The organism is Kitasatospora sp. NPDC101447 (assembly GCF_044767225.1).
Classification (GTDB): Bacteria; Actinomycetota; Actinomycetes; order Streptomycetales; family Streptomycetaceae; genus Kitasatospora.
The window spans coordinates 280,210-304,065 of sequence record NZ_JBIWNL010000006.1; the positions used below are offsets into that span (position 1 = coordinate 280,210).

Genomic DNA, 23,856 nt, shown 5'->3' on the forward strand with positions numbered 1-23,856 from the left:
CGCACGCATGAGCAGGCCTCATGGCCGATCCCATGAGCAGACCGCAAGGCCGCGCGCATGAGCAGGTCTCATGCGCGCGACCCCGTGGAGTGCAGCCGCTCAGAGTGAGGCGGCCAGCTCGGTGCCCTGCTTGATGGCCCGCTTGGCGTCCAGCTCGGCGGCGACGTCGGCGCCGCCGATCAGGTGCACCGCCAGGCCGCGCTCGCGCAGCGCCTCGTACAGGTCGCGGCGCGGCTCCTGCCCGGTGCAGAGCACCACGGTGTCGACGGGCAGCAGCTGGCGCTCGCCGTCCACGGTGATGTGCAGGCCGGCGTCGTCGATCAGGTCGTACGTCACGCCGGGGACCATCACGACGCCGCGGTGCTTGAGCTCGGTGCGGTGGATCCAGCCGGTGGTCTTGCCGAGCCCGGCGCCGACCTTGGTGGTCTTGCGCTGCAGCAGGTGGACGCTGCGCGGGGGCTTGGGACGCTCGGGGGCGCGCAGGCCGCCGCGCTCGCGGTACTCCGCGTCGATGCCCCACTTGGCCTGGAACACCGGCGGGTTGAGGCTGGCCTGGTCGCCCTGATCGGTGAGGAACTCGGCCACGTCGAAGCCGATGCCGCCCGCACCGAGGATGGCGACCCGCTCGCCGACGGGCGCGCCGTCGCGCAGCACGTCGAGGTAGCCGACCACGCTGGGGTGGTCGATCCCGGGGATGTCGGCGGGGGTCCGCGGGGTGACGCCGGTGGCGATGACGAGTTCGTCGTAGCCTTCCTCGGCCAGTTGCCCGGCGGTGGCGGTGGTCCCGAGGCGCAGCGTGACGTCCAGCTCGGCGAGGCGGGTGCGGTAGTAGCGCAGGGTCTCCTCGAACTCCTCCTTGCCGGGGATGCGCCGGGCCACGTCGAGCTGTCCGCCGACCGCCTCGGCGGCGTCGTAGAGCGTGACGTCGTGGCCGCGCTCGGCGGCGGAGACGGCGAAGGCGAGGCCGGCCGGACCGGCGCCGACCACGCCGACGCGCTTGCGCACCCTGGTCGGCGCGAGGACGAGTTCGGTCTCGTGGCAGGCGCGCGGATTGACCAGGCAGGAGGTGATCTGGAGGTTGAAGGTGTGGTCCAGGCAGGCCTGGTTGCAGCCGATGCAGGTGTTGATGGCGTCGGCGCGGTCGTCGCGCGCCTTGGCGACGAAGTCGGCGTCGGCGAGCAGCGGGCGGGCCATCGAGACCAGGTCGGCGTTGCCCTCGGCGAGCAGGCGCTCGGCGATCTCGGGGGTGTTGATGCGGTTGGTGGTGACCAGCGGGATGCCGACCTTGCCCATGACCTTCTTCGTCACCCAGGCGAAGGCGCCGCGCGGCACCGAGGTGGCGATGGTCGGGATGCGGGCCTCGTGCCAGCCGATGCCGGTGTTGATGATGCTCGCCCCGGCGGCCTCGACGGCCTGCGCGAGCTTCACGACCTCGTCCAGGGTGGAGCCGCCCGGTACCAGGTCGAGCATGGAGAGGCGGTAGACGATGATGAAGTCCTCGCCGACCCGCTCGCGGACCCGGCGGACGATCTCCACCGGGAAGCGCATCCGCCGCTCGTAGGAGCCGCCCCACTCGTCCTCGCGGTGGTTGGTCGCGGCGACGATGAACTCGTTGATCAGGTAGCCCTCGGAGCCCATGATCTCGACGCCGTCGTACCCGGCGCGGCGGGCGAGTTCGGCGCAGCGGGCGAAGTCCTCGACGGTCTGCTCGACCTGCTCGGCGGTGAGTTCGTTGGGGACGAAGGGGCTGATCGGGGCCTGGATCGCACTGGGGGCGACCAGGTCGCGGTGGTAGGCGTAGCGGCCGAAGTGCAGGATCTGCAGGGCGATCTTCCCGCCGGCGGCGTGCACCGCGTCGGTGACCTCGCGGTGCTTGTCGGCCTCCTCCTCTGTGGTCAGCATCGCGCCGCCTTCCCAGGGGCGTCCGGCCTCGTTGGGGGCGATGCCGCCGGTGACGATGAGGCCGACGCCGCCGCGGGCGCGTTCGGCGTAGAAGGCGGCCATCCGCTGGTAGCCGTCGGGGGCTTCTTCGAGGCCGACGTGCATCGAGCCCATGATCACGCGGTTGGGCAGGGTGGTGAAGCCGAGGTCGAGCGGGCTGAGCAGGTGCGGGTAGCGGCTGCTGCCGGGGGTGGCGCTCATCGACGTCTCCTGGGGCGCGGGCTGGGTGTCGTGGTTACCGCAGGGTAGGGGACGGGTCGAGCACTATGCAACTAGTTGCATAAAGCGGCGGCGGCGCCCCGTCCCCGAAGCGACAGAACGCCGGGCGGACGGTGGGGCGCCCGCGTATCGTCGTGTCGCGGACGTCGTGGAAGTCGCGGACGTCCCGGACGTCGCAGGCTCGGGAGAGGGGGCAGCCGTGCGCGGTGGCTCGGTGGCCGTGGTCGGGGGCAGCATCGCCGGGAGCGCGTTCGCCGGGGCGGCCGCCCGGCTGGGCGCGGAACGGGTCGTGGTGCTGGAACGCAGCCCGGGCCGACTGGAGGACCGCGGTGTGGGCATCTGCACCCACAACGACCGCTTCGACGAGCTGGTCCGCGCCGGGCACCTCGCCGCGGACACCCGCCGCCACCGCCTCACCGTCCGCCGCTGGACCACCCGCGGACCGGCCGGCGAGGGCGACGGCCCGCACGGGCGCGGCCGGGTGCTCTGGGACCAGCCGTTCCCCTTCCACTCCCACCACTGGGCCGTCCTGTGGCAGGCCCTGCGCGAGCGGACGCCCGAACGGGTCGAGTACCGCCTGGGCACCACCGTCACCGCGGTCGGCGGCGACGAGCAGGCCGCCTGGACCGAGGACGCCGACGGCGGCCGCCAGTCCCACGACCTGGTGATCGGCGCGGACGGCTACCGCTCGGTGGTCCGCGAGGCCGTCTGCCCGCAGGCCGCGCCCGAGTACGCCGGGTACGTGTGCTGGCGCGGCAGCTACGACAGCGCGCTGCTGGACGAGCTGCCCGGCGGGGCGGCGGTCTGGCCGGACGAGGAGTGCATCACCGTCTGCTACCACGGCGGGCAGGTCGTGATCTACCGCATCCCCGGACTGGAGCCCGGCCGCACCCAGGTCAACTGGGTCTTCTACGCGCCGACCCCGGACTGGCTGCGCCTGGACGGCCCGACCAGCATCCCGGCCGGCGCGCTCACCGACGGGCGGCTGGACGAGCTGCGACAGCTCGCCGAGCGGCACCTGCCGCCGTACTGGGCCGGGCTGGTCACCCTCACCCCGGCCGAGCGGACCTTCCTGCAGCCCGTCTACGACCTGGCGGCCCCGCGCCGCACGGCCGGACGGTTGCTGATCGGCGGGGACGCGGCCACGGTGGTCCGGCCGCACAACACCAGCGGCGCGGTGAAGGCCCTGCAGGACGCGCACGCCTTCGAGCAGGCCGGCCGGGCCGCCGGCTCCTGGTCCTCCCTGCTCGCCGCGTACGACCGCGAACGGAGCGCGGTCGGGCGGGAGTTGGTGGACCTGGGCCGGACGCTCGGCCGGGCACAGGTCACCGCGGCGCCGGACTGGTCGACGATGGACGAGCCCGCGATGACCGCGTGGTGGCAGCACCAACTCACCGGGAGCGGCGGCTTCGGCGGCCACGCGCTCGGTCGAACCGAGCCTTCCCCGTGACCGCCGAGACCGCCGACTCCACCGAAGCCGCTGGCCCCGTCGAAGCCGCCGGAACCGCCGACTCCGCTGCGAGGATCAGACGTTGACGCCGTAGTCGGTCGCGATGCCGCGCAGACCGGAGGCGTAACCCTGGCCGATGGCGCGGAACTTCCACTCGGCGCCGTTGCGGTACAGCTCACCGAAGACCATCGCGGTCTCGGTGGAGGCGTCCTCGGTCAGGTCGTAGCGCGCGACCTCCTGGCCGTTGGCCTGGTTGACGATCCGGATGAACGCGTTGCGGACCTGGCCGAAGTTCTGCAGCCGGGCGTCGGCGTCGTAGATCGACACCGGGAAGACCACCTTGGCCACGTCGGCCGGCACCCGGTCCAGGTCGACCTTGATCTGCTCGTCGTCGCCGTCGCCGCCACCGGTCAGGTTGTCACCGCTGTGCTCGACCGAACCCTCGGGGCTGCGAAGGTTGTTGAAGAACACGAAGTGCTGGTCCGAGATCACCTTGCCGAGCGCGTTGCACAACAGCGCACTGGCGTCCAGGTCGTAGTCGGCCCCGGTGGTGGTGCGAACGTCCCAGCCGAGGCCCACGATCACGGCGCTCAGACCGGGCGCCTCCTTGCTCAGCGAGACGTTGCCGCCCTTGGCCAGCGAAACTCCCACAATGCCCTCCTCGATCTCTCCCTGCGGACGAATCTACAACACTGTAGAGATCACGAGAATCCGTCTGAAGGCGGGCTCCACCCCGGGAATTCCTCAGGGGTCGTTCCAGGGCCCGACGGGAACCGATCACCCCCGCCCGAGATTCCGTCGGCGTCACACCGGCCCCTCGATCGAGATCCGCAGGGCGCCACCCTCGGCCCGGGCGCCGCCACCGGGCCCGCGCGACGGCCGGTCCGGGCCCTCGCCGCCACCCGGTGCAGCGCCAGGACGCACTCCTCGTCCGCCAGATCGTCCCCGTACTCGTACGGACGCATCCCGCACCCCTCCCCTCCGCACCCCGGAAACCGTACCGCCGGCCGGGCCGGGTCGAGCCGGGCCGGGAGCGGCCGGGGCGCCCGGGTGGTGCCGCCGACCTAGACTGACGGTGGACCGCCGGTTCCGGTTCCGGGCCCCCGGGCCCCACCCCGGCCCCGGCTGCGGCGCCCCCGCGGGAGGTACCCATGCGCCAGCGGCACAGCTTCCACGTCGATCAGGGCGGGCACTCCGTCACCGTCAACGTCCGCTCCGGCTGGATCACCGAGACCGAGCTGCTGGTGGACGGCAAGGAGTGCGCCTTCCACCGCGTCCACGGGCACGGTAGCTACCCGCTGACCCTCTCCTCCCAGCTCGCCGATGAACCGCCCCGGCCGCTCGCGGTCACCCTGGACCGCACCGGCAAGGCCGAGCACCCGCTCTCCTGCGTCCTGGCGCTCGCCGGCGCCGAGCTCCCGATGCCGGAGCGCACGGCCCGCTGAAGCCCCTCGCGGGGACCGGTTTGCCCACGGATACTACGAAACCGTATTGTCCGAATACGTGACACCCGAGAACGCAGCCGCCCCCGACCGGTCCGCCCTGCTGGCGCTCCAGCGTGCGACGCACGCCACGCTGCAGCTGCTCGCCGCCGAGCTGGTCGACCTCGACCTGACCGCCTCCGAGGTCAACGCGCTGGCCAACCTCGCCGACGGACGCGGCCGGACGGTCTCCGAGCTCGGCGCCGCCGTCGGCACCCGGCCGACCACGCTGACCGGCATCCTGGACCGGCTGGAGCGCCGCGGCCACATCACCCGCGGCGCCCGCGCCGGGGACCGCCGCTCGGTGCTGATCGAACTCACCGCCACCGGCCGGCTCACCGCCGACACCATCCGGCGAACCATGACCGACCTCGAACGCCGAGCACTCGGCGACCTCTCCCCCGCCCAGCTGGACGGCTTCCACGCCGTGCTGCAGGCCCTGACGAAGGCTCCCGCATGACGCCCTCCACCCCCGCCTATGGAACGAACGACGCGAACAGCAAGACCGGAACGACCGGCGGGACCGACACGACCGGAACGAACGGCATGAACAACACGACCGGCACGACCGGCACGACCGAACCCGACCCGTTCGGCGCATTGCTGCGCGAGGCGATGACCGGCGCCGAGCGCTTCGGCCACCGCCAGCACGTCCGGCTCACCTGGCTCGCCGTACGCCGGCACGGCGCCACCGCCGCCCTCGACCTGATCGCCGACGGCATCCGGCGCACCGCCACCGACGCAGGGGCCCCGCAGAAGTTCCACGTCACCATGACCCGGGCCTGGGTCGAGCTGGTGGCCCACCACTCGGATGACGCCACGGACTTCGAGGAGTTCGCCGCCCGCCACCCGGAGCTGCTCGACAAGGAGCTGCTCGCCCGCCACTACCGGCCCGGGACGCTCGCGGGCACGCAGGCCCGGACCACCTGGGTGGAACCGGACCTGGCGCCCATCCCGCAGGCCGGTCAGCGCTCCTGACACTCCGTCAGGATATCCTCGACCGCCTTCCGCGCCCGCTCGGCGTCCTGGGCGACCAGCCCGATCCGGGTGCGGCGGTCGAGCACGTCGGCGACGTCCAGCGCGCCCTCGTGGGTGACCGCGTACGCGATCTCGGCGCGCGTCACGTCCAGGCCCTCGGCCACCGGCGCCGACTCGCCCGCGGCCAGTACCTCGTGGGCGGCACCGCCGTGGCGGGCCAGCAGCGAGGCGGGCGCCCCCCGCGCGGGCAGCGGCCGGCTGTCCCGGTGCCCGGGGGCGCCGACCAGCGGCAACCGGGTGGTCCAGCAGGTGCGGGCGGGCAGGCCGCGCAGCCGGACGGCGGCGTCCACCGCGTCCTCGGCCATCCGGCGGTAGGTGGTGAGCTTGCCGCCGACCACGGTGACCATCCCGGACGGGGACTCCAGCACCGCGTGCTCGCGCGAGATGTCGGCGGTGCTGCCGCCCCCGGTGTCGATCAGCGGGCGCAGACCGGCGTACGCGCCGCGCACGTCCGCCCTGGTCAGAGCGGTGGCGAGGGCGGCGTTGACGGTGTCGAGGAGGAAGGTCAGCTCGGCCTCGGTGGGCTGCGGCTCGTCCGGGACCGGGCCCGGGGCGTCCTCGTCGGTCAGGCCGATCGCGACCCTGCCGAGCTGCTGCGGCAGCGCGAAGACGAAGCGGCTGGTCGAGCCGGGCACCGGCACGGTCAGCGCCGCGGTCGGGTTCCCCAGCGCCGCCGCGTCCACCAGGACGTGGGTGCCGCGGCTGGGACGCAGCGTGATCGAGGTGTCCACCTCGCCCGCCCACACGCCGGTGGCGTTGACGACCGCGCCCGCCCGGACGTCCAGCGTCTGCCCGGTCAGCGTGTCGACCAGCCGGGCGGAGGAGCCGGTCACCGCCTCGGCCCGCGCCCTGGTCAGCACGGTCGCACCGTACTGCGCGGCGGTGCGCGCCAGGGCGACCACCAGCCTGGCGTCGTCGACGAGTTGGCCGTCGTGTGCGACGAGCGCGCCGCGCAGGCCGGCGGTGCGGACGCCCGGCACCAGCTGCCGGGTGCGGGCGGCGTCGATCCGGCGCACCCGGGGCAGCAGCGTGCCCGGGGTGCCGGCGCTGACCCGCAGCGCGTCGCCGGCGTGGAAGCCGGCGCGGATCAGCGCGCCCTGCCCGGGGCGCAGCAGGTCCGGGAGCAGCGGCACCAGTTGGGGCAGTGCGCGGATCAGGTGCGGGGCGGTGCTGGTCATCAGCACGCCGCGCTCGACCGCGCTCTCCCGGGCCACCTTGATCCGGCCGGAGGCGAGGTAGCGCAGTCCGCCGTGCACCAGCTTGGAGCTCCAGCGGCTGGTGCCGAAGGCCAGGTCGCGGGACTCGACCAGCACGGTGCGCAGGCCGCGCGAGGCGGCGTCCAGGGCCACCCCCGCACCGGTGACACCGCCGCCGATCACCAGCAGGTCGATGTGCGGGTCGTCGCCGAGCGCCTCGAACTCCAGCTGGCGGCGTACGGCGTTGAGTCGGCTCGTCCCCGCGAAGGGGCCGGCGGGCGTCGTCATGGTGCGAGGTATCCGTTCAACGCTCTGGCCAGTTCGCGCCGCCAGGCCGCCTCGGGGAGCAGGGCGGCGACCATGCGGTGCGACTGGACGGTGGACTGGGCGATCAGCAGGACCATGGCGGCCAGTTCGAGCGGCTCCCCGGCCCGGATCGAGCCGTGCGCCTGGCCCTGCTCGATGCCGTTGCGCAGTGCTTCCAGCAGTCCTCGCTGGCTGGCACCGAGCCGCTCGACGACGTATTCGAGCAGGAGGTCGGAGTCGTCGGAGCGGAGCAGCGCGCCGAGCACCCGGTGGTCGCGCAGCCGGACGGAGACCTCGACGACCCGGTCCACGAAGGTCTCCCGGTCCGCCACGTCCAGCGTGGTGTCCTGCAGGGTGGCCAGGATCTCCCGGGTGAGCAGCGCGCCGATCACCGCCCGGACGTCCGGCCAGCGCCGGTAGACCGTCGGCCGGCTGACCCCGGCGCGGCGCGCGATCTCGGCCAGTTGCGTGCGGCGCATGCCGAGGTGGACCAGTAGGTCGGCGGCGGCGTCCAGGATCGCGTCGTCGGTGCTGCGGGGCTGCCCGGCTTCCGCACTGCGCGACGGCACTGCCTCCGCGCTGCGCGGCTGCACGGTTTCCGCACGGCGCGACGGCACGGCCTCCGTGCTGCCGGGCTGCGTGGTTTCCGCGCTGCGGGGCTGCTCGCCTGGGGTCGCCGACTCGGCGTTACTACTTGACATGATGTGTGAAACTGTAACGCATGGCACCTGAGACGCAAGCGGAACCGGCGGGCGCCGCGCTTCCGCTCCCCCCGATGAAGTGGAACGCCTGGGGCGACCCGGCCCTGGCCAAGGAACTGTCGGCCGACATCAAGGGGCTGCTCGCCGCCGCCCTCGGCGTCACCGGCGACGCCGACCCCGGGCCGGGCGCCGACGAGGTCGTGCTCCGCCCGTCCCGGATCTCCGCCGACGACCTCAAGGCGCTCGCCGCCGCCGTCGGCGACGACCACGTCAGCGCCGCCGACGCCGACCGCCTGCCGCGCGCCGGCGGCAAGTCCACCCCCGACCTGCTGCGCCGCCGCAGCCGCGAGCCGCAGGACGCGCCCGACGCCGTCGTGCTGCCCGGCAGCGAGCAGGAGGTCGCCGCCGTCCTCGCGGTGTGCGCCGAGCGCCGCATCGCCGTCGTCCCGTTCGGCGGCGGCACCAGCGTCGTCGGCGGCCTCGACCCCGAGCGCGGCGGCCTCCAGGCCGTCGTCTCCCTCGACCTGCGCCGCTTCGACCGGCTGCTCGACCTGGACGAGACCTCCGGCGAGGCCGTCCTCGGCGCCGGCCTCACCGGCCCCGCCGCCGAGGCCCTGCTCGCCGAGCGCGGCTGGGAACTCGGCCACTACCCGCAGAGCTTCCGCTACGCGACCATCGGCGGCTTCGCGGCCACCCGCTCCTCCGGCCAGGACTCCGCCGGGTACGGGCGCTTCGACGACATGGTGCGCGGCCTGCGGGTGGTCACCCCCGCCGGGCAGCTCGACCTCGGCCGCGCCCCCGCCTCCGCCGCCGGCCCCGACCTGCGCCAGCTCTTCCTCGGCTCCGAGGGCACCCTCGGAGTGATCACCGCCGTGCGGCTGCGCGTCCACCCGCTGCCCGCCGTCAAGGCGTACGAGGCGTGGAGCTTCCCCGACTTCGCCACCGGGACGGCGGCGCTGCGCGCCGTCGAGCAGCAGGGCACCGGCCCGACCGTGATCCGCCTCTCCGACGAGGCCGAGACGATGGTCAACCTCGCCACGACCGAGCAGATCGGCGGCGCCCCGGCGGTCACCGGCTGCCTGGCGATCACCGTCTTCGAGGGCGACGCCGAGCAGGTCGCCGCCCGGCACCACGCCACCCGCGAGACGCTGCTCGCCGCCGGCGCCACCTCGCTCGGCGAGACCGCGGCCCGGGCCTGGGAGCACGGCCGGTTCAACGCGCCCTACCTGCGCGACTCGCTGCTCAGCGCCGGCGCGCTGTGCGAGACGCTGGAGACGGCCGCCGAGTGGAGCCGGCTGCCCGGCCTGCGGGCCGCCGTCACCGAGGCGCTGACCGGCGCGCTGCCCGGTGCGCTCGTGCTCTGCCACATCTCGCACGTCTACCCGACCGGCGCCTCGCTCTACTTCACCGTCGTCGCCGCCCTCGGTGAGGACCCGCTCACCCGCTGGGGCGCCGCCAAGCGCGCCGCCGGGGACGCCATCGTCGGCGCGGGCGGCACCATCACCCACCACCACGCCGTGGGTGTCGACCACCGGCCCTGGATGACCGACGAGGTCGGCGACCTGGGCGTCCGCATCCTGCGCGCCGTCAAGGCCGAGCTCGACCCGGCGGGCATCCTCAACCCCGGCAAGCTGATCCCATGAGCGGGCCTCATGGGATGAGCGGACCTCATGGGGAGACCGGTCCGAGAACCGTCCGCCGGGTTGCCGTCCTCAGCAACCCGGCGGCGGGCGCCGGCCACGCCGGCCCCGCCGCGGAGCGGGCCGTCGCCCGCCTGCGCTCCCTCGGCATCGACGTCGAACCGCACACCGGGAGCTCCGCCGAGGACGCCCTCCGCCTCGCCCGCGAGGCGGCGGCCGGCGGCGCGGACGCGGTCGCCGTGGTCGGCGGCGACGGCATGATCAACCTCGCCCTGCAGGCCCTCGCCGGCACCGCCGTCCCGCTCGGCGTCGTCCCGGCCGGCACCGGCAACGACCACGCCCGCGCGTACGGCCTGCCGCTCGGCGCCCCCGAGGCCGCCGCCGACGTCATCGCCGCCGGCCGGGTCCGGACCGTCGACCTCGGCCGGATCACCGGGCCGGACGGCTCCGTCCGCCGGTTCGGCTCCATCCTCGCCACCGGCTTCGACTCGCTGGTCAGCGACCGCACCAACCGGCTGCGCTGGCCGCGCGGCCGGATGCGCTACAACCTCGCCATCCTCATCGAGTTCGCCAACCTGCGCCCCCTCCCGTTCCGGATCACCCTCGCCGACGGCACCGTCATCGAACGCGACCTCACCCTCGCCGCCGTCGGCAACACCCGCAGCTACGGCGGCGGCATGCTCATGTGCCCGGACGCCCTCCCGGACGACGGCCTGTTCGACGTCACCCTCGTCGACGCCATGCCCCGCCTGCGCATCGCCCGCTTCTTCCCGACCCTCTTCAAGGGCACCCACACCACCCGCCCGGAAGTCACCACCCTGCGCACCCGGTCCCTGCGCATCGACTCCCCGGGCATCACCGCCTACGCCGACGGCGAGTTCATCGCGCAGCTGCCGGTCGAGGTCACGCTGGAGAAGAACGCCCTGCACCTACTGGTGCCGTGACGCACCGGTGCTGCGGCCCGACCGACACTGCCGGCCGGGCCGTGGCACCGGCCGCGTCCGGGCCGCTCAGCCGCCCAGGCGACGGCGCCAGAGCAGGGGGCGGACCTCGATCGCATGCGACGGATCGCCGTTCCAGACCGTGGGCAGGCCGGCCTCGGTGAGGGCGGCGACCACCTCGTGGCCGACGGCGGTGGTGGTCGACGGGGAGCCGTCGAAACCGCCGTAGAGCAGGGACAGGCCGTGGCCGGAGGCGGCGGACTCGGTGCCCTGGGAGTGGAAGTAGACGAAGCCGCGGGCGTCCGGGTCACCGGCCGCACCGATCTCGGCCTCGCCGCAGGACCGGCAGCAGGTGAAATTCTCCCGCGCGGTGATGCCGCTCTCCTCCAACGCGGCGAAGGCGCGGGTGAGGCGCTCCGGGTCGCCCTCGCCGATCCAGCCGGTCTGCTCGCCGACCCGCTCCAGCCAGAGCCGGTCGGCGAGTTGCTCCGCCTGGGCGCGCGAGAGCGGACGGCGCTCGCCCGACACCAGGTACTCCTCCGCCTCCTCGGCCAGCCCGGCCCGGTCGGTGTAGCCGCAGGCGAGGGTCAGCCGCAGCCGGTCCTCCAACTCCTGCCGCTCGCCCGCGCCCAGCTCCAGCGGCGGCACGGGCTCCGGCGCCGGGCCCATGTCCAGCGGCTTCCAGTCCAGCGCGTCGCCCCAGCCCGACTCGCCGCGCGCCCAGGCCGTCATCGCCTCGGCCACCGGTTCGGGCCCGGCCAGCCGCACCTCGAAGTGCCGCCCGGCGGAGCCGTCGCGGTGCTCCAGCGTGTAGTCCTCGCCGTCGGCGTGCCACACCTGGATGTACACGTCCGGCAGGTCGGGTATCCGCTCCACGACGAGGAAGCGGTCGTCCTCCGCGCCGATGCGCCGGACCAGCCCCGCCAACTCGTCCGCACCCGGCCGGGAGCGTCGCTTCCCGTCGTTCGTCTGCACCGTGATCGCCAGCATGGGGTCACCCTGCCACACCCCACTGACAACCACGCCGCCCGATCCCGCAGCTCAGCCCCGGTACGGGCGCAGCCGGCCGGCCGGGTACGGCGGGCGGGCGCAGCCGGGGCCCCGGTCCACGGGCGGCACCGGTTCGCCCACGGTCGCCTCGACCAGCCACAGCCCGGACCGGCCGCCACCTCGAAGGGCCGCTGCCCGTCCGGGCTCCCCCTCATCGGCCGGCTCACGGGAGGGCACCGGTACAGGAGCACCTCCCGAGCCGACTGCGCCCCCGGCGGGCGGACGTCGAACCGTCCGCCGCTAGGAGCCCCGAACGGTGCCGACGCTGCCGGTGAGCGTGGGCTCGCCGGTGTCGGGGGCGACGGTGAAGACCCGTGAGCCGGTGTCCGTGGTGACGGTGATCTGGTCGGGCGCTGTCCAGGCGGCCGACTCGAACGCCCCCTCACCCGGGAACTGCTCGCGCATGGCGAGGAGGTGCCAGCTGCGGGCCGACCAACCGGTGCCGGTCTCCAAGCGGATCTGCCAGCTCAGGGACTCCGTCTCCGCTCCCCGAAGGCCGTGGTGGATCACGACCAGCACGCGGTCCGCCCGCCCCGGCGAACCCAGCCGGGTCTGCTCGGCGGGCTCCTGACCCATCGTCCGGAGAACGAGCACGCCCAGCGCGCAGAGCAGCCCGAGGCTCCCGACCACCGCCGTCGCCCGTCCGACGAAGTCCCACCGCCGACGCACGCAGACCGCCGCCACGAGCAGCGCCGCGGCCGCGCCCAGCAGCAGGACCGGCCGGTTCAGGGCGTCGGCCACGGCCATCCGCCCGCCGCTGCGGGACTCCCAGCGCCCCACCGCACACGCGAGCAGCGGCAGCAGGGCACTGCCGGCCAGGACGCCGCCGATCCTCGTTCGGTACCTCATCGATCCCCCCGCTTCCGGCGGCCCCCACCGCCCGTTCCCGTCACCCTAGGCGGAGCGGTCCTCCCGGCGCAGTCGGAAGACGACGTTGCGGCGCAGCGGCCCGTCCGGAGCGGCGGGGTCGTCGAAGTCCTCGGCCGGGTCGTGGGTCATGCCGAGGCGGCGCATCACCGACTGGGAGCGGTGGTTGGCGGCCGTGGTGATGGCCAGGACCTCGGGGAGGCCGAGGGTGTCGAAGGCGTGGCCGAGGACGGCGCGGGCCGCCTCCGTGGCGTAGCCGTGTCCCCAGGCGGAGCGGGCCAGCCGCCAGCCGATCTCGACGCCGTCGACCGGGTCCGTCTCCTCGATGTCGTCCAGGCCCGCGAAGCCGACGAACTCGCCGCTCTCCCGCACCTCGACGGCCAGCCAGCCGTACCCCCGCCGCTCGATCGCGGCCTCGAAGCGTGCCACCGAGGCGTCGCTCTGCTCACGGGTGAGCAGGCCGCCCAGGTGCTCGCGGACCTCCGGGTCGGCGTTCATCGCGGCCCACGGGGCGAGGTCGGACTCCCGCCAGCGACGGATCAGCAGACGTTCGGTGCGCAGACCGTCCGGCGGCCCGTCCAGCGGTTGGACCGGCGGCGTGGTCTGTGGCTCGTCCGACGGTTGGGCGGGCGGTTGGTTCAGCGGTTGGTTCAGCGGTTGGTTCAGCGGCTCGTTCATGCGGCCAACCCAACGGCAACCCCGGCCGCTCGGGCAAGCGGATAAGGCCCCCGTGGCGGGCCCGCCGTTTCCCGGCACGGCCTCCCGGGCGCCCGCTCCCCGGCGGCCATTCCCGGGCGGGAATTGTCCGGTGGCGGGGCCGCTCCGAGGATGGGTCCACCGACACCGAGCGACCCCACCGAGGAGTCCGTCATGACCACCGGCACGCCCACCACCGGCACGCCCACCACCAACTCCCAGCAACTCGCCGACCGCTACGCCGCGTTGTGGACCGAGTCCGACGCGGCCGCCCGGCGTGGGGCGATCGAGCGGCTGTGGGCCGAGGACGGCACGCACCTGCTGCACCCGCCGGCCGAGGCCCGTGAGGCGGCCGCGCGGGTCGGTTTCGCCGAGCCCGTGCTCGAAGCGCGCGGCTACGAGGAGTTGGAGTTCCGCGTCGCCCGCGCCCACGAGGAGTTCGTGGCGCCCGGCGAGTTCACCTTCCGTGCCCGGCCGGACGCCGTGCGGCTGCGGGACGTCGTCCGCTTCACCTGGGAGATGGTGCCCGTGGGCGGCGGCGAACCGGTCGGCGGCGGAACGGGGTTCGTCGTCCTGGACGCCGACGGCCGGATTCTCGCCGACTACCAGTTCCCGGGGTTCTGAGCCGCGGCCGCCCGCAACGCCTCGGCGGTCGCCGCGTCGGCCGGCAGGAAGGCCTCCAGTTTCAGTTCGGCGAGGGTGACGTCCACGGCGGTGGCGAAGGTGGTGACCGTCGTCATCAGGTGCAGCTCGCCGAGGGAGGTGCGCAGCTCCAGCGGGACGGCGAAGCCCAGGTGCTGTTCCCCCACCTCCACGTCGGACACGTACGAGCTCAACTCCTCGTGCAGGTCGGAGAGGTGCCGGGTGCGCTCGACGATGTGGCGGGCCCAGGCGGCGAAGTTGAGGATGCGCGGGGCGAGGCCGTCCGGGTGCAGGGCGAGCCGGTAGGCGTTGGTGCCGGGGCCGACGAGCCGCGGGTCGGCGCCCTCGGTGATCACGTCCAGGGCGACGTTGGCGGCGACCACGTCGCCCCGGTGGTTCACCACCACCGCCGGGTACGGGAGGTGGCCGGCCAGGATGTGGCCGATCGCCTCCCGCACCGGTGCCAGGGCCGGCCCGTCCAGTGGCGTCTCGGGGTAGGCGGGCGCGTAACCGGCCGCCAGCAGCAGCTCGTTGCGTTCCCGTAGGGGCAGGTCCAGTGACTCGGCGAGCCGCACGACCATGCCCCGGCCCGGCGCGGAGCGGCCGGACTCGATGAAGCTGAGGTGCCGCTGGGTCGTGCCCGCTCGGGTGGCGAGGTCGAGTTGGCTCAGGCGGCGGCTGGTACGGCGCTCACGCAGCGCTCGGGAGAAGTCCACGCCACCAGCCAACCCCGGGCGGGCGCGGTCCGCCATTCCCCCGGGGGAATTGAGCCCGGCCGCCCGCGCCGCCACCATCGACGTCATGGACAACATCGGCGTCTTCCTCCCCACCGGCCAGGACCAGTGGGCCGCGCACGACCCCCGCGACCTGATCGGATTCGCCCGCCGCAGCGAGCAGTTGGGTTTCTCCTCGCTGTTCGTCAACGACTCCCTGCTGAGCCCGCGGATCGAGCCGCTCACCATGCTGGCGGCGATCGCCCCGGTGACGGAGCGGATCCGGCTCGGCACCGGTGCCCTGCTGCCGGTGCTGCGCCGCCCGGTGCTGGCCGCGCAGACCCTGGCCTCGGTGGACCAGCTCTCCGGCGGCCGGCTGACGGTCACGGTCGGGGCCGGTTTCCCGGGGCGCTTCGGCCGTCCGCTGCACGAGCTCTCCCAGGTGCCGTGGGAGCGCCGTTTCGCCCGGCTGGACGAGACGGTCGCCCTCTGGCGGGCGCTCTGGTCCGGGGCGAAGGAGTTCCACGGCGAGTTCCACTCCTTCGCCGAACTCCCGCCCGCGACACGGCCGTTCCACGAGCAGGGCCCGCCGGTCTGGCTCGGCGGCGGGACCCCGGCGGCGCTGGCCCGCATCGGGCGCCACTACGACGGCTGGCTGCCCTACCCGCCGGACCCGGCCGACTACGCCACCGGGCTCGACGCCGTCCGGTCGGCGGCCCGCGAGGCCGGACGCCCACCGGAGGCCGTCACCCCCGCCCTGTTCGTCAACGTCCGGATCGACCGCAGCGCGGAGGACGCCCGCCGGGTCATGGACGCCTACACGCGCGCCAACTACGGCCTGCCGCTGGCCGGGACGGAGCAGATCCAGGCCTTCGCCGTCGGCACCCCGGACGAGGTCGCCGCCAAGCTCGCCCGGTACGCCTCCGCCGGCGCCCGGCACCTGGTGGCCCGCCTCGGGGCACTCGAACTGTCGGACCAGCGGGAGCAGTTGGAGCGGCTGGCCGCTCTCACACTCCCGTCGTCGCCTTGATCCGCCCGTCCTCGATCGCGGTGGTCAGCTCCCGGTGATCCTCCTGCGTCCGGTCCGCGTACCGCACCGCGAACTCGGCCACCGCGTCCGCGAAGGTGTCCGCGCGGCCGAGGTAGCCGGCGATGGCGAGGCGGTCGCCGGTGCGGGCGTGGGCGCGGGCGAGGGTGCGGCCGCAGAGGTCGGCGTAGGCGCGCAGGCCGGAGGGCCGCATCTCGGCCACCTCCACCGAGCCCTTCATGTCGCGCAGTTGGCGGCCGTAGAAGTGCCGCCCGGCGGGGCCGGTGGTCCAGCCGAGGAAGATGTCGCTGGACGCCTGCATCAGGTGCTGGCCGGTGACCACCCGGCGGCCGCCGTGGTGGGCGGCGACCTCGGCGTCCACCCGGGCGGGCGGCAGGTGGTCCTCCAGGACCGACCGGCCGGCCTCCTTGATCTGCAGGAACAGCGGGTCGCGGCCGTCCCGGCCCTCCAGCAGGAGGATGAAGCAGCGGGTGCCGACGCTGCCGACGCCGACCACCTTGGTGGCCGCGTCCACGAAACGGTAGCGGTCCAGCAGCACCCGGCGGTCCTCGGCGAGGGTGGCCCGGTAGTCGCTGTACACCTTCCCGACGCCCTGCAGTTCGTTCTCCTTCAGCGGCTCGATCAGGGGCGGCGCACTGATGATCCGCCGCTGCCCGTCCCGTTCCTCGGTGAGCTTTCCGAAGGCCTGCAGGCTGGTGCGGCGCCGGGCGTGGGCGAGACCGGCCTCGAAGCGCTTGCGCTGTCCGTGCTTGCGGAGCAGCGGCAGCAGGTCGGCGGTGTCCACCCGGGCGTACCAGACGTCGAGTTCGCCCATTCCCGCCAGCCGGTGCATCGCGGTCGCGTAGCCCGTGACGGCGATGCGGGCGCCGAGGCGCACGCGCTCCTCGTCCAGCCCGATGGAGCGGGCGGCGACGGCGATGCTGGCCGCGAGGCGTTTGAGGTCCCACTCGAAGGGGCCCGGGTAGGTCTCGTCGAAGTCGTTCACGTCGAAGAGCAGGGCGCGTTCCGGCGAGGCGTACACGCCGAAGTTCAGCAGGTGGGCGTCGCCGCACAGCTGGACGGTGAGGCCGGTGTCGGGCACGGCGGCGAGGTCGGCGGCCATCACGGCGGCGGCGCCGCGCAGGAAGGCGAACGCGCTGTCGGCCATCCGCCCGTAGCGGATCGGCAGCAGCCGGGTGACCCGGTCGGAGGCCTGCCGTTCCAGCACGCCGAGCGGGTCGGGCCGGTCGGCGGCGGCGATCCACCGGCCGTGCTCGGAGCGGGAGACGCGTTCGCGGGCGGCCCGGCCGCGGCGGCGACGTTCGTCGGGGGTGGTCATGCGGCGGCTCCGTCCGTCGGCGGGTCCTCCCCGCGGTGCCGGAAGGACGCGGGTGCCCTCTTCGCGACGCTAGGACACGACTGCCGGAGGGCGCAGCGCACGCCCTCCGGCAGTCGGCCGTCCGGGTGAGACCGCTGGTTCGCCCGGGGGGCGGCTCACTGCACCGTGAAGTCCGCCATCATCGCCATGTCCTCGTGCTCCAGGTTGTGGCAGTGCAGCATGTACGCCCCCGCGTAGTCGGTGAAGCGCACCAGCACCTCCACCGCCTCGGCCGGACGCAGGTCCACGGTGTCCTTCCAGCCCGCGTCGTACGGGCCGGGGTCCGCGCCGTTGCGGCCGATCACCTGGAAGTGGTCGAGGTGGACGTGCACCGGGTGGTGCAGGTCGGTCGAGAAGCGCCAGCGCTCGACGGCCCCGAGGGCGGGCGTGGCGATGGTCTGGCCGGGCTGGTAGGGCTCGCCGTTGATGGTCCATCCGTCGCCGCGGCTGCGGCGGAAGGTGAAGTCGCGGGTGGTGACGGCGGCGGAGGGGTCCAGGGCCTCGACGTCGGCGAGCCTGTCAGGCACCGTCGCGTCGTCGTTCACCTGCTTGGCGGACACGTCGAACCGCATCACCTCGGCCGTCCGGCCGCTGCCGAACCGGTTGACCAGGCGCACCCGGGTGCCGGGCGCGTAGCGGGAGAAGTCGACCACGACGTCGAAGCGTTCGGCGGGGGCGATCTCGATGCCGTCGTGGGCCACCGGGGCGGCGAGCAGGCCGCCGTCGGAGCCGATCTGGACCAGGGCGTCGCCACCGGAGGGCTGCGGGTCGAGTTCGAGCCGGTAGGGGCGGGCGTTGGAGGCGTTGAGCAGGCGCAGCCGGTAGCGGACGCGGTCGACGTCCAGCCGCGGCCAGGGCGCGCCGTTCACCAGGATGACGTCGCCGAGCACGCCGTTGGCGTAGGCGGCGGTGACGCCCGGCTCGCCGAGCGAGGGGTCGACGGAGGGGTACCGGAAGGACCCGTCGGCGGCGAAGGACCGGTCGGCGATCATCAGCGGCAGGTCGCGCTCGCCGCGGGGCAGCGGCAGGGCGCCCTCCTCGTCGTCCTGGACGAGGTGGAAGCCGGCCAGGCCGCGCCAGACGCCGGGGCCGGTGAAGCCCATCCGGTGGTCGTGGTACCAGAGGGTGGCGGCGCGCTGCTTGCCCGGATAGGTGTAGGTGCGCTCGCCGACGATGCTGCGGCCCGCCGCGTGGCGCATCCCCGGCATGCCCTGCATCCCGGGCATCCCGCCGCCCTGGGCGGTGTCGGCGGGCGACCCGACGGGCAGCAGCAGGTCCACCGGGTAGCCGTCGCTGTCCGCCGGGGTGTGGCCGCCGTGCAGGTGGGTGACGGACGGGGCAGGCAGCTCGTTGCGGTGCTTGACCGCCGCGGCCCGTCCGGAGCGGGTGACCAGGGTCGGCCCGGGGAAGCTGCCCCCGTACGTCCAGGCCTCGGTCCGCACACCGGGGACGATCTCCAGCTTGGCGACCTGCTGGGTGATCTCGAAGTAGTCGGTGGTCCCGTCGGTGCGCACCGGCTTCAGCACGGGCGGCACCGGCAGCGGGACCCGGAACGCCTCGGGCAGGTCGAGTTCGCTGGCCAGCAGCCGCCCGGGGCGGCCCGCGGTGAAGAGCAGGGCGGCCGAGGGGACGGCGACGGCGGCCAGGGCGCCGGCGCCGAGGACGGAGGCGCCGATGCCGAGGAACCGGCGACGGTTCACTTGGACACCTCCACCGGCCCGCCGGGGCGCGGCAGTCGTCCGCTGCCGTCCAGGCCCGGCGCGGGCAGTCCGACCCGGGCGGGCAGCGGCAGCCGCCAGGCGCCGACGAGGCCGAACAGGATGCCGCTGACCAGCAGCACGCCGAGCGTGATGTGCACCCCGAGGGCCCGGGCGTAGCCGGCGGTGATCTGGCCGATGACCGCGACGGTGAGCAGGAGCGTGGTCCACAGCGGCCAGAGCGGGCCCCGGCCGGGCCACCGCACCGCGACGGCGACCGCCAGCTGGAGCACCACCACGGTGGCCAGCGTCATCGCGTTGCCCTCGTGGTCCTTCAGGGAGTCGTACGTGCCGTTGAGGAAGCTGCCGGCCAGCATGACCTGGAGCAGGGCCAGCAGGGCCAGCGTGGTGGCGGTGGTACGCAACAGGATCAGCGGCCAGCGGGACGCGGGCGTGGCAGGGGGACTGCTCATGTCGGGCTACTCTCTGCTTCGGCGGTCGGGCGGGGCGGGCGAGAGCGTAGCTGATCCGACATCACGATCAGCTCCAATAAAGCCATTTGGGCCACCCTGTTACCCCATTGCGCCTGCTCGGCGTGTGTTTGTCACCCGGACGAGCGATGCCCTTGAGCGGTCCTCAAGGGCACCCGTCATGAGCTCCGTTCCAGTACGTCTCATGGGGCTGCCGCCGGGGCGGATCATGAGGCGGCTTCATGTGGCGGATCATGCGGCGGCCTCATGGGGGGGTGAGCCATGAGGCCGCCTCATGGGGGTAGGCCATGAGCCGGCTTCATGGGGGTAGGTCATGAGGCCGTCTCATGGGCCGCGGCATCCGCTAGACCACCTCGGGGGCGATCCCGAGGTAGGCCGCGCGCAGCTCGGCGAGCACCGGGTGGAAGGGGTCGAGGACGGTGCCGTCGACGGCGGCCAGCGGCCGGACGCCGACGCCAGCGTTCACCGCGAACGCGGCGCCGAAGCGGCCCAGCTCGGCGGCGGACAGCGGCTCGCGGGACTGCGGGCCCCGGTACGCCCCGGACAGCAGGGCCTCGGTGGTGCCGGGCAGGCTCGGGCCCTGCGGCCAGACCAGCTTGTCCTCGTCCAGGAAGCCGACGTTCCAGGTAGCCCCCTCGGCCACCCGGCCCTCCGGGTCGACCAGCAGCGCGTCGTCGTAGCCCGCGAGTTGGGCCTGACGTCGCTGGTGGACCAGGCCGAACAGGCCGACGTGCTTCACCTCCGGCAGCTCCCGCCGGTGCACCACGGTGCGCACCCGCAGCGGGGCGGGCTCGGCCGCGGCGGCCGGGCGGGTGGTGACCAGCAGGGCGGGCGCGGCCGGGGCGGCGGGGCGTTCCAGGCCGAGCGCCGGGTCGTACACGGTGACCCGGACGATCACCGGTGCGCCGTCGGCGGGCAGCACCGCACGGACCCGCTGCCGTACCGCCGCCCGGTCCAGCGCCACGGCGAACAGCGTCCGGCAGTCCCGGACCAGGCGGTCCAGGTGCAGCGTCAGGCCGCGGACCCGGCCCGACTCGGCCCGCATCGTGGTGAAGTGCCCGTAGTTGAGCAGCCCCAGCGCGGCCAGCCGCGCCGGGTCCGCGGGGGCGCCGTCGATCTCGATCTCAGCCATCCCCCGAGTCTGCCAGCTGCGGTGACGGCACCGCGGCCTGCTCGGCGGCCTGCTGCGGGGCCCCGGCCGCGCCCGGCGGCGGGGCCTGCGCCGGTTCCCGAACCGCGCCTGAGGCCGCACCCCGAGGCGGGTCCTGGTTCCGCGCCTGCGGAGCGGGCACCGGCGCGGACACCGGGCGGTACGGGGAGGACAGCGGACGACGCGCGGCCCGCTCGAACTCCTCGATCCGGTACGCCAACCCCTCCGGCTCCCCCACGTCGCACCACCGCCACGCCTCCGCCCACCACTGCGGGCCGCGCACCATCGGGAAGCCCGCCAGCGCCAGGTGCAGGGCCAGCGTCGAGCGCGCGTAGTCGTGCACCCAGCCGTCGGCGCCCCGGTAGTCGGCCGTCTCGTCCAGCCGCAGCCAGCGGCCCTCGCGGCCGGCGGTCAGTATCGGCACCCAGCCGCGCAGCCGGTCGGCGACCAGCAGGAGCAGCCGCCCGTCCTGCTCACGCACCCGGTAGGCGGGGAGTTGGGGCATCCGCGCGAGGGAGAGCGAACGCTTCCAGCCGACCACCCACAGCCCCCGGCGCAGGTAGTAGCGGACGGCCGGCTGCCAGCTCCAGTGCGCCTCCAGCCGGAAGCCGGGCAGGCCCTCGGCGGTGGCCGCCGCGTACACCTCGTCCAGCGCGGCGGCGGCCAGCCCGCTCCCGCGCGCGGCCGGGCTCACGTAGAGGGAGGAGACGGCGAGTTGGCCCGGGCCCTTGGTCCAGTTGTCCACGGCGACGGTGCCCACGACGGCGCCGCCGTCGCCCCGGATCCAGTACCGGCGGCGGTACAGCTCCCCGCCGGGCCACTCCCGGCCGCTCTCGCCCAGCCGCTCGCGCCACCCGCGCTCCGCGGGCGGCGCCAGCCCGTCCGGGTCCACCAGCTCGCCCAGCTCGCCCTCCACCAGGGACGCCAAGTCCCACAGCGCGAACCGCCGTTCGTCCCCCTCGGCGACCGCCCGCAGCCGCGGCCCCGCCGCCAGCCTGTCCTGCGCCCGCTCCACCGCCGCATCCCACGACCTCACCACGCCGCCACCCTAGCGGGGCCCGCGGACATTCCGTAATTCAGTGGACACCGAACGTCAGATCGGGTACGAATGCGCCTGTCCGATCAGCCCGGTTCCCCCCGGCTTGTCCCGGGAGGGGCCGTTCGGGAAGGAGATCCCCATGCGTGGCATCTTCGTACGCACCGTCATCGGGGCCGCACGCGCCCTAACCGACGGACTGGCGCGCCTTCGGAGCCTGGTCCGCCGAGCCGGTCGCGGCGCCGGAACGGGGCCGGGTCAGCACCACGGCCGCGATCACCAGGGCACCGCCGGCCAGGGCGTTCCAACCGACCGGCTCCGCGAGGAACAGCGCGCCGATCGCGGTGGACCACAGCGGCATCACGTAGGTGACGGCCGAGGCCACCGTGGTGCCCGCGGTCCGGACGACGCCGAGGTTGAGCAGGTACGCGAAGCCGGTGCCGACCATGCCGAACACCAGCAGGGCGACGGCCGGGCCCGCCCCGGGCCAGTGCGGGGCGCCCGCGGCGAGCGGTGCGATGACGGCCAACTCGGCCGCGGCGCAGCCGATCTGGAGCACGGACAGGGTGGTGACGGACTCCGGCCGACCGGACAGGAAGCGCCGCAGGTAGACGAAGCCCGCGCCGTAGCAGCAGGCGGCGGCCAGGCAGGCGAGGCCCCCCACGGCCTCGCCGGAGCCGATGCCGTGCCAGACGCCGAGCACGGTGAGCACGCCGAGGAATCCCAGGCCGAGGCCGGTCAGCCGCCGCGCACCCGGACGGCGCTCCTCGGGCACGGTGAGGACCGCGAAGAGCAGGGTGAACAGCGGAGTGGTTGCGTTCATCACCCCGGCGAGCACCGAGCTGACCCTGGTCTCCCCGAACGGGAACAGGATGAACGGCACGGTGTTGAGCAGCACCGCGACCACCGCCGAGTGCCCCCACAACGCACGGTCGCGCGGGATCCGCTCACCGCGCAGCACCAGGACGGCGCCCAGCGTGGCCGCACCCAGCAGGCACCGCCACAGCGCCACCCAGACCGGGGGCACCCCCGCGTCGACCGCCACCTTGATCAGGGCGAAGCTCGCACCCCAGATCGCCGACAGTGCCACAAAGCCCGGCAACCAGCGTCGCACCGCAACCACCCCCGCATTCCTCCGGTGTTCCCTTCCTCTGGACAGAGGGTGGCCGGGCGACCGACCATGAGTCCAACAAGTGGCAGTCCTACATGGATGAGGAAGTCTCATGGCCCCAGGTCACACGCCCCGGGACGACCGATGACGACCGAGATCAACCTGGCCCAGCTCAGGGCCCTGGTCGCGGTCGCCGACACCGGCGGCTTCGGCGCCGCCGCCGACGAACTCGGCATCAGCCAGTCCGCCGTCTCCCACGCGGTCGGCGCCCTGGAACGGACCCTCGGCGCACCCGTCGTGATGCGCGGCACCCCGTGCCGGCCGACGCCGCTGGGCGAGCAGGTCCTGCCGCACGCCCGAACGGCCGTCGCCGCCGTCGCCGCCGTACGCACGGTCGCCACCCAACTCACCGGCGGCCTGGCCGGCACCGTCCGACTCGCCGCGCCGACCACCGTGTGCCAGGCACTGCTGCCCGGACTGCTGCGGGACTGGAAGGCCGCGTACCCGGAGGTCACCGTCCGGGTCTTCGAGGGCGAGGACGCCGAGCTGCCCGCCTGGCTGGAGGCCGGCACGGTGGACGCCGCCGTCCTGGTGGACGCCGGGCCGCTGCTGCCCGGGGCGGTCGCGCTCGGCGCGGACTCGATGCACGCGCTGCTGCGCCGCGACCACCCGCTCGCCGGTCAGGAGACGGTCCACGTCGCCGAGTTGGAGGACGACGACTTCCTGCTCTCCGAGGGCGGCTGCGAGCGCCACATCCGCGAGGCCTACCGGCGGGCCGGCGCCCGCTTCGCGCCCCACCACCGGATCCGTGACCTCAACACGCTGATCGGCATGGTGCACGCGGGCGTAGGGATCTCGGTGATGCCCGCGCTGGCGCTGACCATGCTCCCGGCCGACTGCGTCCTGGTGCCGATCCGGCCCGCCGTCCACCGGACGCTGACGCTCACCGGACCGGCGGGCCGACCGTGGTCCCCGGTGGTCAGCGGGCTGCTCGCCGGAGTGGGGGCGATGACCAAGGGCCGGGCCCTGGCCGGGGCACCGGCCTGAGTGGAGTTTTTCGGCTCCGAGGACGGGGCCGGTGGAAC

Annotated in this window: 23 protein-coding genes; 9 read left to right on the forward strand and 14 right to left on the reverse strand. The window is 74.4% G+C overall.

Going from position 1 to position 23,856, the window contains the following annotated elements:
- Positions 1–99: 99 nt before the first annotated feature.
- Entirely contained in the window at positions 100–2,142 is a 2,043-nt protein-coding gene (locus ACIRST_RS12110; protein ID WP_402802040.1) for an FAD-dependent oxidoreductase, read from the reverse strand.
- Between the two features lie 217 nt (positions 2,143–2,359).
- Here ACIRST_RS12110 and ACIRST_RS12115 point away from each other — a divergent pair, with 217 nt between their 5' ends.
- On the forward strand, positions 2,360–3,610 hold the full coding sequence (locus ACIRST_RS12115) for an FAD-dependent monooxygenase (RefSeq protein ID WP_402802043.1): 1,251 nt from the start codon (positions 2,360–2,362) through the stop codon (positions 3,608–3,610).
- Positions 3,611–3,685: 75 nt separating this feature from the next.
- Here ACIRST_RS12115 and ACIRST_RS12120 read toward each other — a convergent pair whose 3' ends face one another.
- Positions 3,686–4,261 (reverse strand): TerD family protein, encoded by a 576-nt coding sequence (locus tag ACIRST_RS12120; RefSeq protein ID WP_350519172.1) that lies wholly within the window; start codon positions 4,259–4,261, stop codon positions 3,686–3,688.
- Positions 4,262–4,761: 500 nt separating this feature from the next.
- Between ACIRST_RS12120 and ACIRST_RS12125 the strand changes: the two genes are divergently transcribed.
- The 3 genes from ACIRST_RS12125 to ACIRST_RS12135 are packed head-to-tail and all read left to right on the forward strand — an operon-like array spanning position 4,762 to position 6,069.
- Positions 4,762–5,055, forward strand: a complete 294-nt coding sequence (locus ACIRST_RS12125) for a hypothetical protein (protein WP_350519173.1) — start codon at positions 4,762–4,764, stop codon at positions 5,053–5,055.
- A gap of 58 nt (positions 5,056–5,113) precedes the next feature.
- The gene (locus ACIRST_RS12130; RefSeq protein WP_402802046.1) at positions 5,114–5,551 is read left to right on the forward strand and encodes a MarR family winged helix-turn-helix transcriptional regulator; all 438 of its coding nucleotides are present in this window, start codon (positions 5,114–5,116) and stop codon (positions 5,549–5,551) included.
- The gene (locus ACIRST_RS12135; RefSeq protein WP_402802049.1) at positions 5,548–6,069 is read left to right on the forward strand and encodes a hypothetical protein; all 522 of its coding nucleotides are present in this window, start codon (positions 5,548–5,550) and stop codon (positions 6,067–6,069) included. The genes ACIRST_RS12130 and ACIRST_RS12135 overlap by 4 nt, the downstream gene beginning before the upstream one ends.
- Here the strand turns inward: ACIRST_RS12135 and ACIRST_RS12140 are convergent.
- Positions 6,057–7,613, reverse strand: coding sequence for a glycerol-3-phosphate dehydrogenase/oxidase (locus ACIRST_RS12140; protein ID WP_402802051.1), 1,557 nt, complete (start codon positions 7,611–7,613; stop codon positions 6,057–6,059). The genes ACIRST_RS12135 and ACIRST_RS12140 overlap by 13 nt on opposite strands.
- A complete protein-coding gene (locus ACIRST_RS12145; RefSeq protein ID WP_402802053.1) occupies positions 7,610–8,332 on the reverse strand; it encodes a TetR/AcrR family transcriptional regulator in 723 nt (240 codons plus the stop codon). Before ACIRST_RS12145 ends, ACIRST_RS12140 begins: the two co-directional genes overlap by 4 nt.
- A gap of 74 nt (positions 8,333–8,406) precedes the next feature.
- On the opposite strand from ACIRST_RS12145, the gene ACIRST_RS12150 reads away from it, so the two are divergent.
- Entirely contained in the window at positions 8,407–9,975 is a 1,569-nt protein-coding gene (locus ACIRST_RS12150; protein WP_402802055.1) for an FAD-binding oxidoreductase, read from the forward strand.
- A 14-nt stretch (positions 9,976–9,989) separates the two neighbouring features.
- Positions 9,990–10,916, forward strand: a complete 927-nt coding sequence (locus ACIRST_RS12155; RefSeq protein ID WP_350519179.1) for a diacylglycerol kinase — start codon at positions 9,990–9,992, stop codon at positions 10,914–10,916.
- 66 nt (positions 10,917–10,982) lie between these two features.
- On the opposite strand, the gene ACIRST_RS12160 is transcribed toward ACIRST_RS12155, so the two are convergent.
- From ACIRST_RS12160 to ACIRST_RS12170, 3 genes are all read right to left on the reverse strand, one after another.
- A complete protein-coding gene (locus ACIRST_RS12160) occupies positions 10,983–11,903 on the reverse strand; it encodes a DUF6891 domain-containing protein (protein ID WP_402802058.1) in 921 nt (306 codons plus the stop codon).
- Positions 11,904–12,203: 300 nt separating this feature from the next.
- Positions 12,204–12,812 (reverse strand): hypothetical protein, encoded by a 609-nt coding sequence (locus ACIRST_RS12165; protein WP_402802061.1) that lies wholly within the window; start codon positions 12,810–12,812, stop codon positions 12,204–12,206.
- Between the two features lie 45 nt (positions 12,813–12,857).
- Positions 12,858–13,508, reverse strand: coding sequence for a GNAT family N-acetyltransferase (locus ACIRST_RS12170; RefSeq protein WP_402802064.1), 651 nt, complete (start codon positions 13,506–13,508; stop codon positions 12,858–12,860).
- Positions 13,509–13,700: 192 nt separating this feature from the next.
- Between ACIRST_RS12170 and ACIRST_RS12175 the strand changes: the two genes are divergently transcribed.
- The gene (locus tag ACIRST_RS12175; protein WP_402802067.1) at positions 13,701–14,150 is read left to right on the forward strand and encodes a hypothetical protein; all 450 of its coding nucleotides are present in this window, start codon (positions 13,701–13,703) and stop codon (positions 14,148–14,150) included.
- Here the strand turns inward: ACIRST_RS12175 and ACIRST_RS12180 are convergent.
- On the reverse strand, positions 14,129–14,884 hold the full coding sequence (locus tag ACIRST_RS12180; RefSeq protein ID WP_402802070.1) for a helix-turn-helix domain-containing protein: 756 nt from the start codon (positions 14,882–14,884) through the stop codon (positions 14,129–14,131). The two genes, ACIRST_RS12175 and ACIRST_RS12180, sit on opposite strands and share 22 nt — an antisense overlap.
- Positions 14,885–14,969: 85 nt before the next feature.
- On the opposite strand from ACIRST_RS12180, the gene ACIRST_RS12185 reads away from it, so the two are divergent.
- Positions 14,970–15,911 carry an LLM class flavin-dependent oxidoreductase gene (locus tag ACIRST_RS12185; protein ID WP_402802072.1) on the forward strand — a complete coding sequence of 314 codons (942 nt, stop codon included), beginning with the start codon at positions 14,970–14,972 and terminating at the stop codon, positions 15,909–15,911.
- On the opposite strand, the gene ACIRST_RS12190 is transcribed toward ACIRST_RS12185, so the two are convergent.
- From ACIRST_RS12190 to ACIRST_RS12215, 6 genes are all read right to left on the reverse strand, one after another.
- On the reverse strand, positions 15,889–17,247 hold the full coding sequence (locus ACIRST_RS12190; protein ID WP_402802075.1) for a DUF2252 domain-containing protein: 1,359 nt from the start codon (positions 17,245–17,247) through the stop codon (positions 15,889–15,891). The genes ACIRST_RS12185 and ACIRST_RS12190 overlap by 23 nt on opposite strands.
- A 155-nt stretch (positions 17,248–17,402) precedes the next feature.
- Entirely contained in the window at positions 17,403–18,986 is a 1,584-nt protein-coding gene (locus ACIRST_RS12195) for a multicopper oxidase family protein (protein ID WP_402802078.1), read from the reverse strand.
- Positions 18,983–19,456 carry a hypothetical protein gene (locus tag ACIRST_RS12200; protein WP_402802081.1) on the reverse strand — a complete coding sequence of 158 codons (474 nt, stop codon included), beginning with the start codon at positions 19,454–19,456 and terminating at the stop codon, positions 18,983–18,985. The genes ACIRST_RS12195 and ACIRST_RS12200 overlap by 4 nt, the downstream gene beginning before the upstream one ends.
- Before the next feature lie 361 nt (positions 19,457–19,817).
- On the reverse strand, positions 19,818–20,606 hold the full coding sequence (locus ACIRST_RS12205) for an aminotransferase class IV (RefSeq protein ID WP_402802082.1): 789 nt from the start codon (positions 20,604–20,606) through the stop codon (positions 19,818–19,820).
- Positions 20,599–21,663: a GNAT family N-acetyltransferase gene (locus ACIRST_RS12210; protein WP_402802083.1), complete on the reverse strand. Its 1,065-nt coding sequence runs from the start codon at positions 21,661–21,663 to the stop codon at positions 20,599–20,601. Before ACIRST_RS12210 ends, ACIRST_RS12205 begins: the two co-directional genes overlap by 8 nt.
- Positions 21,664–21,847: 184 nt before the next feature.
- Entirely contained in the window at positions 21,848–22,774 is a 927-nt protein-coding gene (locus ACIRST_RS12215; protein WP_402802085.1) for a DMT family transporter, read from the reverse strand.
- A 141-nt stretch (positions 22,775–22,915) separates the two neighbouring features.
- Between ACIRST_RS12215 and ACIRST_RS12220 the strand changes: the two genes are divergently transcribed.
- Positions 22,916–23,818 (forward strand): LysR family transcriptional regulator, encoded by a 903-nt coding sequence (locus tag ACIRST_RS12220; RefSeq protein ID WP_396547320.1) that lies wholly within the window; start codon positions 22,916–22,918, stop codon positions 23,816–23,818.
- The last annotated feature ends 38 nt before the right edge of the window (positions 23,819–23,856 follow it).

What these genes read in the sequence shown, in the direction of transcription:
- ACIRST_RS12135 (WP_402802049.1), top strand. Translation starts at nt 5,548, where the DNA reads ATGACGCCCTCCACCCCCGCCTATGGAACGAACGACGCGAACAGCAAG.
- ACIRST_RS12155 (WP_350519179.1), top strand. Translation starts at nt 9,990, where the DNA reads ATGAGCGGACCTCATGGGGAGACCGGTCCGAGAACCGTCCGCCGGGTT.
- ACIRST_RS12220 (WP_396547320.1), top strand. Translation starts at nt 22,916, where the DNA reads ATGACGACCGAGATCAACCTGGCCCAGCTCAGGGCCCTGGTCGCGGTC.
- ACIRST_RS12145 (WP_402802053.1), bottom strand. Translation starts at nt 8,332, where the DNA reads ATGTCAAGTAGTAACGCCGAGTCGGCGACCCCAGGCGAGCAGCCCCGC.
- ACIRST_RS12150 (WP_402802055.1), top strand. Translation starts at nt 8,407, where the DNA reads ATGAAGTGGAACGCCTGGGGCGACCCGGCCCTGGCCAAGGAACTGTCG.
- ACIRST_RS12205 (WP_402802082.1), bottom strand. Translation starts at nt 20,606, where the DNA reads ATGGCTGAGATCGAGATCGACGGCGCCCCCGCGGACCCGGCGCGGCTG.
- ACIRST_RS12185 (WP_402802072.1), top strand. Translation starts at nt 14,970, where the DNA reads ATGGACAACATCGGCGTCTTCCTCCCCACCGGCCAGGACCAGTGGGCC.
- ACIRST_RS12175 (WP_402802067.1), top strand. Translation starts at nt 13,701, where the DNA reads ATGACCACCGGCACGCCCACCACCGGCACGCCCACCACCAACTCCCAG.
- ACIRST_RS12110 (WP_402802040.1), bottom strand. Translation starts at nt 2,142, where the DNA reads ATGAGCGCCACCCCCGGCAGCAGCCGCTACCCGCACCTGCTCAGCCCG.
- ACIRST_RS12170 (WP_402802064.1), bottom strand. Translation starts at nt 13,508, where the DNA reads ATGAACGAGCCGCTGAACCAACCGCTGAACCAACCGCTGAACCAACCG.
- ACIRST_RS12165 (WP_402802061.1), bottom strand. Translation starts at nt 12,812, where the DNA reads ATGAGGTACCGAACGAGGATCGGCGGCGTCCTGGCCGGCAGTGCCCTG.
- ACIRST_RS12190 (WP_402802075.1), bottom strand. Translation starts at nt 17,247, where the DNA reads ATGACCACCCCCGACGAACGTCGCCGCCGCGGCCGGGCCGCCCGCGAA.
- ACIRST_RS12160 (WP_402802058.1), bottom strand. Translation starts at nt 11,903, where the DNA reads ATGCTGGCGATCACGGTGCAGACGAACGACGGGAAGCGACGCTCCCGG.
- ACIRST_RS12125 (WP_350519173.1), top strand. Translation starts at nt 4,762, where the DNA reads ATGCGCCAGCGGCACAGCTTCCACGTCGATCAGGGCGGGCACTCCGTC.
- ACIRST_RS12140 (WP_402802051.1), bottom strand. Translation starts at nt 7,613, where the DNA reads ATGACGACGCCCGCCGGCCCCTTCGCGGGGACGAGCCGACTCAACGCC.
- ACIRST_RS12200 (WP_402802081.1), bottom strand. Translation starts at nt 19,456, where the DNA reads ATGAGCAGTCCCCCTGCCACGCCCGCGTCCCGCTGGCCGCTGATCCTG.